Genomic DNA, 11,663 nt, shown 5'->3' on the forward strand with positions numbered 1-11,663 from the left:
GAGTAACGGAGGCGCCCAAAGGTTCCCTCAGGCCGGACAGAAACCGGCCGAAGAGTGCAAAGGCAGAAGGGAGCTTGACTGCGAGACAGACAAGTCGAGCAGAGACGAAAGTCGGGCTTAGTGATCCGGTGGTACTGCGTGGAAAGGCCATCGCTCAACGGATAAAAGCTACCCTGGGGATAACAGGCTAATCTCTCCCAAGAGTTCATATCGACGGGGAGGTTTGGCACCTCGATGTCGGCTCATCACATCCTGGAGCTGGAGTAGGTTCCAAGGGTTGGGCTGTTCGCCCATTAAAGTGGTACGCGAGCTGGGTTCAAAACGTCGTGAGACAGTTTGGTTCATATCCATCGCGGGCGCAAGAAGTTTGAGGGAGGCTGCTCCTAGTACGAGAGGACCGGAGTGGACGGATCAACGGTGTACCAGTTGTCACGCCAGTGGCACGGCTGGAAAGCCGCATCCGGAAAGGATAAACGCTGAAAGCATCTAAGCGTGAAGCCCGTCCCAAGATGAGACTTCTCATCAGCAATGAGTAAGACCCCTTAAAGACGATGAGGTTGATAGGCTGTGAGTGGAAGAGCCGCGAGGCTTGGAGCGACGCAGTACTAATAGGTCGAGGTCTTAACTTAATTTCACAAAAGCACGACCGGCTTGAAAGAGCCTTCGGAACTTCTTCTGTATAGTTTTGAGAGAACAGACTCTCAGATTCAGTGGTGATAGCTGTGAGGATACACCCGTACCCATGCCGAACACGGTAGTTAAGCTCACAAACGCCGAAAGTACTTGGCTGGAAGCGGCCTGGGAGGATAGGAAGCTGCTGATTAACTAAAAGGGCACTAACCAATATAGGTTAGTGCCCTTTTGCTTTATGTGTCATCTTGGCTGGAATGGCTGGGAGGAACAAGCAGAGCTGATTAACTAAAAGGGCGTTGGTCTTACGATCAGCGTCATTTTTATTTGCATGAATACCTGCTGCTTATCTTGGCTGGAATGGTGAACAACAAGCAGAGCTGATTAATAAAAAAGGCTCTTCACGCTTTTTTGTGGGATAAAAATAATAACATATAAAATTGGCATTGAAAAAGAGCATTATCTACTCCAAAATGTAAGTTGCCTAAAACTACGCACGGAGGTCGAATAATGCTCTTTTATTACCATAATGAAATCACTTTTAATTGTCAATATTATCGCACAGAAAATATCACTAACCATCCAAATCCTCATTGCCATACCCGAGTTACCAGTCTACGGACTGCCAGAGATTTTTCCTGTCCGCACTGTCACTCCCGTATGTATAGTTATGGGGCTTTTTCTGTACTCATCAAGGATTTTCCAGATCTTCCTAAGCAAAAGAAGTATATAGAGTTCTCGGGGCACAGATTCCGCTGCACATCCTGCGGGGAGACCATAACGGAAGATATCCCCTGCCAATGCCCTTTCACACGCGTTACTTGGGATATGGCCTTGTGGATTATCCATCTGCTTAAGTGTCATACATCCATTTCTGCCATTTCGGCCATGCTCTCTGTACATTGGAGTGCCATACAGAAAATACAAAAGCATATCATGGATAAGGCGTTGGCTGCCTTTGAAACCTGCCTGAAGAAAAGTAACTATCGCCCACGGTATTTGGCCGTAGATGAGTTCGCTATCCATAAGGGCCATCGCTATGCCACCTGCGTTATGGATTTGGAAACGGGATTCATCTTGTGGGCCGGCCTGGGCCGCTCCATGGCAGATTTTGAGCACTTCTTTAAGAGCATTGACCTTTCGCTTCTTTCCAGGCTAAAAGCGGTGGCCATGGATATGAACGCATCCTTTAACAGGCTGTTCCAGAAATATTGTCCGAAGGTCCCCATCGTTTATGACCGGTACCATATGCAGGCACAGTTTGGGCGTGATGTTATGGGAGCCGTGCGCCTGGAGGAAGCACAAAAGCATAGGCAGGAAGCAGAAGCATTAAAGGAATATACGAAAAAAACTAATAATCCAGAGCTCCAGAAGATGGCCAGGGAAAAGAGCCATGAAGAAAGGAAGCTTTATACCGAATTAAAGAAATCCCGATGGATACTGTTAAAGAAGGACGACCACCTGAATGAAAGGCAGAAAACTCATCTGTTGGATATCCTGAGCGAGCATAGGGATTTGGCGATTTGTTATGCCATGAAGCAGGAGATGACTCGTCTGTTCACATTGACTGACTATGAAGAAGCTCTCGCCGGATGGACAAAATGGATTCAGGCTGGACTGGAGAGCGGGATTCCTGCCCTGGTAAAGTTTGCCCGGCAAAAGCAGAAGCGAATCAAGGGACTGGCTGCTCATGCCCTGTATCCTATCAATACGGGGAAGCTTGAAGGATTCAATAATAAGATCAAGGTACTAAAAAGAATCGGATATGGGTACCGAAACATGGATTATTTCTTTACCCTTATCCGATTCCATTCTTTACCTAAAAATTATTCATCCCCCAAATTTCCGTGAAGAGCCATAAAAAAGGACGTCAATCATTACGATCGATGTCCTTTTTTGCTTTGTGTGAATAACCTGCTGCCTCATCTCGGTTGGAATGGAAGGGAGGAATAAGCAGAGCTGATTCAGCTAAATCCCATCAATCTTTACCGGTTGGTGGTTTTATTGCATGAATACCTGCTGAGTCCTCTTGGCTGGTATGGTGAAAAACATGCGGATTTGATAAGCGAAGGTATGTCAATCATTGCGATTGACTTTTTCATTTTATGTTTATATTATGTTCTGCACTATCATTGCTGAAATGGTTAATGGAAGAGACGGGGGATTAAGAGGGACGTCAATCGGCGTAATTCGTGTTCTTTATGTTCCCTTTTCTTTTATTATGCTGACATGGTAAACTATATGTAACATTGACTGAAAGATACGATAAAACTATGGCAGGGGGATTTATGATGAAAGTAAAGGACGGACAATGCCGGGTGGCTGTGGTGCAGGCGGAGCCTGTGATGTTTGACAAGAAGGCCTGTCTTTCGAAGGCTTTATCGCTTTTGAAGAAGGCGGCTAAGGGCGGGGCGAATCTTGTTGTGTTTCCGGAGCTTTTTATTCCCGGTTATCCTTATGGAATGAATTTCGGCTTTTCTGTGGGACGTCGTACGGCTGATGGCAGGAAGGACTGGAAGCGTTATTCGGATGCATCCATTGTTGTGGGTGAGGAAGAGACGGAAGTGCTGAAGGAAGAGGCCAGGAAGCTTGGCGTGTATGTAAGCATCGGCATTTCGGAAAGGGATGCGGTGAACGGGACGCTTTATAATTCCAATCTTCTGATTTCCCCGGATGGTGAAGTCTTGACGCACAGGAAGCTCAAGCCTACGGGCTCGGAGCGTGTGGTCTGGGGCGATGCGAATGAGGGATATTTCCCTGTGATGGATACGCCTTGGGGGCCGATCGGCTGCCTGATCTGCTGGGAGAGTTACGTGCCTCTTGCAAGGACGGCGCTGTATCAGAAGGGGATTACGATCTATATTTCCTGCAATACGAATGACAATGCGGAATGGCAGCATACGATCCGTCATATTGCACTGGAAGGACGCTGTTTTGTCATCAACTGCGATATGCTGATTACAAAGGATTCTTATCCGGGGGATCTTGCAACGGCTCCGGAGAAGGATGCTGTTTCCAAGGGTATCGTATGCCGCGGAGGAAGCTGTGTGATCGATCCTTATGGTCATGATATTTCTGAGACGGTATGGGATATGGAGCGTATTATTTACGCGGATTTGGACATGGAGGACGCTGCGGCTGCCAAGATGGAATTTGATCCCTGCGGTCATTATGCAAGAAATGATGTCCTCTCACTTCATGTGGACGACAAATAATCAATAAAAGTGCAGGCGGATGGATATGTCCCGGTTCGGGATATTCCATCCGTTTTTCATTTATTTAGGTTTTGTTTTCTGTTACAATAAGGTAGACATGAATGAATTTGGATCCGGGCATGCCTGGATTTTTTCTATTGGAATCAATAGTCTGATGATCCCTGCCTGATGAATTGAAGGCAGGAGACACGGACAGACAGAGTCAGGGGTGGGAATATGTTGATAGGAAATGCAAGGAAGAAGGCAGGAATAGCGGCAGCTGTGATTCTTTTCGGAATCATGGGTCTGACGGCCGGATGCGGCACGACGGCGCAGAAAAGCAATGCTGTTTCTGTCAAGACGATGAAGGTGCTCCAGCAGGATGTATCTGTTTCCCATGATTATTCAGGGGAAGTACAATCGACGGATGCGGTAGCCATCAAGCCAAGGGTTTCCGGTTCTATTGTGGAAAAGTATTTTACCAGCGGGCAGGCTGTCCAGAAGGGGCAGCCGCTTTATAAGATCGACAGATCGACGATCGTCAGTATTCGTCCCAGGTACTTTCTGCAAGGTCGAATGTGGATAAGGCCAGGACGGCTTACAACAATTCCCTGATTGATCTTCAGCGCTATGAAAAGCTGGAGGCTTCGGGTGCGATTGCAGAGCAGACGCTCACGACGCAGAGAGCCACGGTGGAAACAAACCGTTCTGAATATGAAGATATGCAGGCACTTTTGCAGGAGGCAGAGGAGAATCTGGATGATACTGTCGTCCGTTCTCCAATGTCAGGAAAGCTTTCTGTCGATGATGTGGCGGCAGGGACGTATGTGACGTCGGGATCGACGCAGCTCGTATCTGTCGGCACAATCAATCCGGTCTATGTCTCTTTCTCTGTCAGTGAAAATGAATTCCTGAATTTCAGAGAAAACGGACGCAAGCCGAAGGAAAGCGATGCAGCAAGCAGTGAATTTGTTCCGCCGACGGCAACGCTCACGCTCAGCAATGGTTCCAAGTATGCGGAAACAAGCACGACATATATTGCTGACCGCCAGCTCAATCAGTCCACTGGTACGCTCACAGTCAAAGCTCTCTTCAATAATGACAATCATCTCCTGCTTCCAGGCATGTTTGCCAAGATTACGATTGAGGGCCAGCCGCAGAAGGATGCACTTCTCGTTCCGCAAAGAGCAGTGCAGCAGGTTCTCAACAAGTCCTTTGTCATCGTCGTGGGGCCGGACAACAAGTCTGTTTCCAAGATCGTAGAGCTTGGCGATGAAGTGGGAAGCTACTATGTCGTCAAGAGCGGTCTTACCAAGGATGATAATGTCGTAGTAGAAGGTCTGACGAATCTGAAGGAAGGACAGGCTCTGAATCCTACGGAAACGAATGCGCAGGAACTGGGGCTGTCCCTGACGACAAGCACGACGCCGTCTTATGCCGTTACCTCCCAGCAGTCATAAAGGAGGCCGGTTATGTCTAAATTCTTTATCAGGCGTCCAATCTTTGCGATTGTCATTTCGCTGATTATCGTACTCCTCGGCCTGATCTCGCTTTCGACACTGCCAATTGCGCAGTATCCGCAGATTTCTCCGCCGACGATACGTCTCAGCGCCAATTATACGGGTGCCAACGCAAGCATCGTCAATCAGACGGTCGCGCAGGTCATTGAAGACCAGCTGAACGGCGTTGAAAATATGGACTACATGTCTTCGACGTCAAGCAACAGCGGTTCTTACAGCCTCTCGATTGTCTTTGACCTCGATTCTGACGGGGATACGGATTCCGTCAATGTACAGAACAGTGCCAATCTGGCCAAGAACAGCCTGCCTTCCGAGGTCCAGCAGACGGGCCTTACTGTCAGGAAAGCATCCGGCGATATGGTGCTGATGGTCAATCTGTATTCGCCAAAGGGTACATATGACCAGGCCTTCCTTAAGAATTACGCAGATATTTACCTTCTGGATAAACTGCAGCGTGTAAACGGCGTAGGCAATGTCAATACATTCGGTTCCAGCTATGCCATGAGAATCTGGCTGAATCCGGACAAGCTCGCTGAAAGAGGGCTGACGGTGGCAGACGTCACATCTGCCATCAAGGAGCAGAACGTGTCCGCTCCTGCCGGTACGATCGGTGCCCAGCCGGCACCGGCTACGCAGGAAAAGCAGTACAGTGCCAAGGTGGAAGGGCGTCTCACGACACCGGAACAGTTCGGGAATATCATCCTGAAGTCTGCTTCCAATGGCCAGTTTGTCCATTTGCAGGATGTTGCCACGATTGAAAGAGGCACGCAGAATGAAAGCAATAATTCGAAGATCAACGGGAAGTCGGGGATCGGGTTTGGCGTACAGCTGACCAATGATGCGAATACTCTTGATACTGTCACGCAGGTCAAGCAGATTCTTTCGGAGGCCAAGGACAGTTTCCCGCCGGATCTTGATTACATTATCGTCATGGATAATACGTCGTTCATCAATGCATCCATAGATGAAGTCAAGGCTACATTCATTGAATCTTTGATTCTTGTCGTTCTCGTCGTATTCCTCTTCCTGCAGAAGTGGAGGACGACGCTGATCCCGGTCCTCGCAGTGCCGGTTTCCATTATCGGTACGTTTGCTTCTTTCGTTCTTCTTGATTTCTCCATCAATACGCTGACACTCTTTGCGATGGTCCTGGCAATCGGCATGGTCGTCGATGATGCGATTGTCGTCATTGAAAACGTTGAAGAGCACATGGAAAGGGAGGAACTCGATCCAAAGGCTGCGACGGAAGCGGCTATGGATGAAGTACAGGGGCCGATTGTCGCAATGACGGCAGTCCTGGCATCCATCTTCATTCCGGTTGCCTTCCTTGGCGGCATCACGGGCGTCCTTTACAAGCAGTTTGCCGTGACGATTACGATATCGATTGCAATTTCCGCATTTGTTGCACTGACGCTGACGCCTGCCCTCTGCGGGCTTCTCCTGAAGCCGGGCGATACAGGTTTCAGGCATGGCCCGCTTGCCGCATTCTTCCATAAGTTCAATTCTTCTTTCGACCATATACGCGAAGGCTATACGAAGAAGGTTGACTGGATGATTCATCATCTGAAGTTTGCAGGCATTTTCCTCGTCGTCATATGCGTCCTCATGGGTGCTTTCTACAAGATTCTTCCTTCGACCTTTGTTCCGTCTGAAGATCAGGGATTCTTCATGGCAAGCATCAAGATGCCGGAAGGGACGTCCCTCAATCAGACAATCAAGACAGTCGATGCCATGGCGGCTGAAACGAAGACGATTCCAGGCGTCAAGGATGTCATGACAAATGCAGGCGGATCCAGTTCGAATACAGGAAATCTTTACGGTTCTCTGGATAACTGGGATCAGCGGACTGCATCGGCCGAAAGTGTCACGTCCATTATTACCCAGTTCAACATGATGGCGGCAAAGGATCATCCGGAAGCCAGCATTTATGCATTCAATGTGTCCTCGCTCCCGGGCCTTGGCATGGAAGGCGGCTGGAGCATGCAGCTGCAGGATAATCTGGGCCTTTCGGATACGGAACTCAGCGATCTGGCGGCCAAGGCTGTCGCAGCCTGCAACGCGCGTCCTGAGCTCATGAGTACAAGAAGCGACTACAGTGCTGATACGCCAAGCTATGAATTCTCTGTCGACCGTGAGAAGGTCAAGAGTCTTGGCATCAATTTGTCAGATGTATTTACGGCCCTTCAGGTCAACTTCGGCGGTACGCAGGTCAATGATTTCAATCAGTTCGGCCGTACGTACAAAGTCATCGTACAGGCAGGCACGCAGTACCGCTCCCAGGCGGATTCCCTGAAGTTCATTTCCGTTAAGACTTCCAGCGGCGATATGGTTCCGCTTGATACCATCCTGACGAAATCCATTACGACAGCGCCTTCTTCCATCACGCGTTTCAATGGTGTAAGAAGTATTGCCATCCAGGGCAGTGCCGCTTCCGGCTACAGCTCCGGCGAAGCCATGGAAGCGGCTAAGGAAGCTGTCCTTTTCGTCGCTCCTGCAGGGGAGACAATCGAATGGTCCGGCCAGAGCCGCGAGGAAAATAACTCCTCTAGCTCAACGATGAAGACACTTGCCATGGCGCTTGTCTTTGCTTTCCTCTGCCTGGCAGCTCTCTATGAAAGCTGGTCAGTCCCGTTTGCCGTACTCTTTACCGTACCGACGGGTATTTTCGGAGCGCTCTTCTCTGAATATGCCATCAATAAAATGGCAGCGCTTCTCGGATCGACCAGTGATGGTTTCCAGAACAGCGTTTACATGCAGATCGGCATTATCATGATCATCGGTCTGGCGGCAAAGAATGCCATCCTGATCGTTGAATTTGCCAAGGAACGTGTCGATAACGGCATGGATCCGCTGGAGGCTGCAGTGGAGGCATCCCGTCTCCGTTTCCGTCCGATCCTCATGACAGCCTTCACCTCCATCATCGGCTGCCTGCCGCTGGCGCTTGCAACCGGTGCGGGCGCAGGGGCCAGATGCGGCATGGGTGTTGCCGTCGTAGGAGGTATGACATTTGCTACGTTATTCGGGCTCTTCCTGATCCCGGCATTCTATATCGTAACGGAGAAAGCAGCTGCTGCCATCCGCAGTTCAAAACTTGGCGGAGGCATCAAGCCGTATTTCAAAAAGCAGAAGTAAGTTGATGAAAAGAGGGGCTGACAAGAGCTCCTCTTTTTCTATTGGAATATTCCATGGGAACCGCGCATAATGGTACAATAAAGAAATAAGCATAAACCGGGATTCTCTGCGCTTTGCCAGGAAAGAGGTAAAATGATTCATCCGGATGGCAGGAGCGGCAGGAAGGCCCGTTTAAATTGAAAGAGAGAAAAGTATGAAAGAATTCAGGGTCCGCGAATCGGAAGCAGGGCAGAGTGTATGGAAATACATCACGAAATTGATGCCCGGTGCATCAGCCAGTCTTCTGCGGAAGAGTCTTCGAAAGAAAAATATTACACTGAACGACAGGAAGCTTGAAGGAAAGGAAAAAATCCAGGCAGGGGACAGCATTAAAATCTGGTTCTCCGATGAAACGATAGACAAGTTCATGGGAAAAGAAGAAAAGGTCCCGGAAAGGAAAGCTGACGGGGATGAACTCTCCGGAAGAATCGTCTATGAAGATCATGATGTGCTTCTTGTCAACAAGCCGGCAGGGCTTCTGACGCAGGGGGATGCATCCGGGGAAAAATCATTGAATGATGAAATCCTTGCGTACCTGAAGGATGAAGTGACGCCTGTTTTCAAGCCGTCCGTCTGCAACCGCCTCGACAGGAATACGAGCGGCCTTGTCATTGCAGGAAAGAATATCCATGCCCTGCAGGCCATGAATGAAATCATCCAGAAGCGTGATGTGAGAAAGATCTACACAGCCCTTGTTTACGGAGAAATGAAGGGGAAGGGAAAGCTGGAAGGCTATCTTAAGAAGGATCATGAGGATAACCAGGTACGCCTCGTGAAGAAATCAGAAGATGCGCAGCATATTGAAATCCTCTATGAAGCCGAAGAAACGTATCGCAAAGAGGGAATTACCTTCACGCGCGTAGAAATCGAGCTCCTGACAGGACGTTCCCATCAGATCCGCGTGCAGATGGCAGGAGAAGGTCATCCGCTCCTGGGGGATAAGAAGTACGAAACAAAGGAGAGCATCGAAGCGTCAAGGGAACTTGGCATCAAAAGGCAGATGCTTCATGCAGGACTGCTATCATTTCCTGCCTTTGAAGAAGGCTTTGAAGGCGTTTCAGGGAAATCCTTCCGCGCGCCGCTTCCAGAAGATATGGAAAAACTCATTCAGAAATAAATACATGGAGTGTACATACAAAAAGACCCTGTCATGCCAGGCGGCATGCAGGGCCTTTCATTTATATTGCATCAGCAGATGACGTTTTTCTGGTCGCCTTTCAGGTAGTTCTCAATATTGTGGAATACAAGGATGGCTCTTCTTTCCATAGCTTCTTTCGTATCAAAGCCTACGTGCGGCGAAAGGATGGTGTGAGGAGCAGAGAGGAGCGGATGATCGGCAGGAAGCGGAGGTTCGCCTTCAAAGACGTCGATGCCTGCGCCGGCAATTTTTCCTTCCTTCAATGCATCGGCAAGGGCTTTGCTGTCGACGACAGGGCCTCTGGCGGTATTGATCAGGATGGCATCCTTCTTCATGAGGGCAATCTTTTCCTTATTGATCAGTCCTCTTGTCTCATCGGTCAGGGGGACATGGATAGAAATGATGTCGCAGGTCTTAAGAAGGGTATCAAGATCGGTGTAGTTGACAAGGTAAGTCTTCGGTGTGCGGCTGTATCCATAGACTTCGCATCCGAATGCCTGGGCAAGACCGGCCACGCGCTGTCCGATAGCGCCTGTTCCGATGATGCCGAATTTCCTTCCCTTGAGCTCGATGCCGCAAAGGCCGGCGTTCGTTTTTCCATTTCTTATGGCTTCCCCGCATTCAGGAAGCATGCGGTAGAGAGAAAGCGCCATGCCGAAGGCAAGTTCAGCAACGGATTCAGTGGAATAGCCTGCGCAGTTGGATACGGCAATATGTCTTTCCTTGCAGTAAGAGATATCGACATGATCGACACCGGTGAAAGCGACGCAGAGGTACTTGAGGGAAGAGGCTTTTTCCAATGCTTCCTTCTTCAAAGGATAGTTGGCAATGACAGCGATGTCAGCACCTTCGATGCGTTTCCCGAGCTCTTCCTGTCCGGAGGGGACTTTGTCATAAGCGGTCAGGTTCCAGCCTTCTTTCTTAAGACCGGATGCAAGGGATTCCAAAAGCTCCCTGGTAATGCCCAATGGCTGCGCGATAACGATTTCTTTCATAATACTGCTCCTTCCTGATCAATTCCCGTAAGGGGATGAATACATCGTGGGATTTATGAGATGGGTTTTTCTCTGAGCCGGAGAATGGCCCGGCTTGGAAGCTGCGAGACGAATACGCCTATGCACATGGCGGCAATGCCTGCCATCTGGCGTTCGGTGAATGTGTCGCCCAGGAAAAGGACGCCGCTCAATCCGCCGAAGACCATTTCAAGGCTTAAAATCATGGAGGCTTCAGTCGGGGGCATGTATTTCTGCCCGACTGCCTGCAGCGTGTAAGCAACGCCGCTTGAAAGGATGCCGGTATAGAGGAGAGCGCCCATAGCGCCTTCGATTCCGGTCCATGTCGGTGTTTCATACATAAAGGCAAGGACAAGGTTCAGGATGCCTGTGACGAAGAACTGTCCCGATGAAAGAAGAACGGGATCGAATCTCTGCGTCAGGTAATCAAGCGCCAGAATCTGCAGGGAGAAGAAAATAGCGCAGAGAAGCATCATGAGGTCGCCCGGACTGATGGTGAAATCTGATTTGATGGACATGAGGTAGACGCCCGTAATAGCAGTGACGGCTCCGACAAGGTGCGTCAGGCGGAGCGGATGTCCCAGAAAGAGCCCGAAGAAGGGGACCAAGAGTATGTAATTGGCTGTCAGGAAACTGGCCTTTGATGCCGTTGTGAACTTGCAGGCCGACCTGCTGGATCGTGGCAGCGGCAAAAAGGGGAAGTCCCGTCATGAGGAAAGCCGCCCAGAGCGGAATCTTCGTGGACTTGGGATTTTCCTTATGCCGGTTCATATAAATAATGGGCAGAAGGCTTGCGCTTCCCAAGAGGAAACGTACGCCGCCGAAGGTAAATGGACCGATCGTGTCCATGCCGACGACCTGCGCCACAAAGGCAGAGCCCCAGATCAAGGCCGCCAGTACGAGCAGAAGACGATATTTCATACATTCTCCGTTGAAAAAAAGAGCCGCGGCAGGCTCTGGAATTTGGCATGAGGCATGCCCTTGATTATTATTTATT

The 11,663-nt window shown here is 49.6% G+C and carries 8 protein-coding genes, 2 rRNA genes and 1 pseudogene (1 of these 11 running past the window's edge); 8 read left to right on the top strand and 3 right to left on the bottom strand.

The window, feature by feature from the left end:
- The 8 genes from Dia5BBH33_RS02495 to Dia5BBH33_RS02525 all read left to right on the top strand — a co-directional run.
- Nucleotides 1–629, top strand: a 23S ribosomal RNA gene (locus Dia5BBH33_RS02495) (it extends 2,296 nt beyond the left edge of the window).
- A gap of 77 nt (nt 630–706) precedes the next feature.
- Nucleotides 707–823: ribosomal RNA gene (rrf, locus tag Dia5BBH33_RS02500) — 5S ribosomal RNA — on the top strand.
- 317 nt (nt 824–1,140) lie between these two features.
- Entirely contained in the window at nt 1,141–2,481 is a 1,341-nt protein-coding gene (locus Dia5BBH33_RS02505; protein WP_143332309.1) for an ISL3 family transposase, read from the top strand.
- Nucleotides 2,482–2,918: 437 nt separating this feature from the next.
- Nucleotides 2,919–3,845, top strand: a complete 927-nt coding sequence (locus Dia5BBH33_RS02510; protein ID WP_232518072.1) for a carbon-nitrogen hydrolase family protein — start codon at nt 2,919–2,921, stop codon at nt 3,843–3,845.
- Nucleotides 3,846–4,061: 216 nt separating this feature from the next.
- A complete protein-coding gene (locus Dia5BBH33_RS11255) occupies nt 4,062–4,439 on the top strand; it encodes a biotin/lipoyl-binding protein (RefSeq protein WP_232518073.1) in 378 nt (125 codons plus the stop codon).
- Nucleotides 4,403–5,284, top strand: a complete 882-nt coding sequence (locus Dia5BBH33_RS02515) for an efflux RND transporter periplasmic adaptor subunit (protein ID WP_232518074.1) — start codon at nt 4,403–4,405, stop codon at nt 5,282–5,284. The genes Dia5BBH33_RS11255 and Dia5BBH33_RS02515 overlap by 37 nt, the downstream gene beginning before the upstream one ends.
- A gap of 12 nt (nt 5,285–5,296) precedes the next feature.
- Nucleotides 5,297–8,476, top strand: a complete 3,180-nt coding sequence (locus Dia5BBH33_RS02520; RefSeq protein ID WP_143332310.1) for an efflux RND transporter permease subunit — start codon at nt 5,297–5,299, stop codon at nt 8,474–8,476.
- Nucleotides 8,477–8,669: 193 nt separating this feature from the next.
- Nucleotides 8,670–9,632 carry an RluA family pseudouridine synthase gene (locus Dia5BBH33_RS02525; protein WP_143332311.1) on the top strand — a complete coding sequence of 321 codons (963 nt, stop codon included), beginning with the start codon at nt 8,670–8,672 and terminating at the stop codon, nt 9,630–9,632.
- Between the two features lie 71 nt (nt 9,633–9,703).
- Here Dia5BBH33_RS02525 and Dia5BBH33_RS02530 read toward each other — a convergent pair whose 3' ends face one another.
- The 3 genes and pseudogenes from Dia5BBH33_RS02530 to Dia5BBH33_RS11415 form a co-directional block, all read right to left on the bottom strand.
- Nucleotides 9,704–10,648 carry a 2-hydroxyacid dehydrogenase gene (locus Dia5BBH33_RS02530; protein ID WP_108849951.1) on the bottom strand — a complete coding sequence of 315 codons (945 nt, stop codon included), beginning with the start codon at nt 10,646–10,648 and terminating at the stop codon, nt 9,704–9,706.
- Nucleotides 10,649–10,701: 53 nt separating this feature from the next.
- Complete coding sequence (locus Dia5BBH33_RS11260) at nt 10,702–11,274, bottom strand: DMT family transporter (protein WP_232518075.1); 573 nt, start codon at nt 11,272–11,274, stop codon at nt 10,702–10,704.
- A gap of 136 nt (nt 11,275–11,410) precedes the next feature.
- A pseudogene (locus tag Dia5BBH33_RS11415) lies at nt 11,411–11,587 on the bottom strand (EamA family transporter); the annotation flags it as partial.
- Between the last annotated feature and the right edge of the window lie 76 nt (nt 11,588–11,663).

Origin of the sequence: Dialister hominis, from assembly GCF_007164725.1 — a bacterium.
In the GTDB taxonomy this organism is placed as follows: domain Bacteria; phylum Bacillota; class Negativicutes; order Veillonellales; family Dialisteraceae; genus Dialister; species Dialister hominis.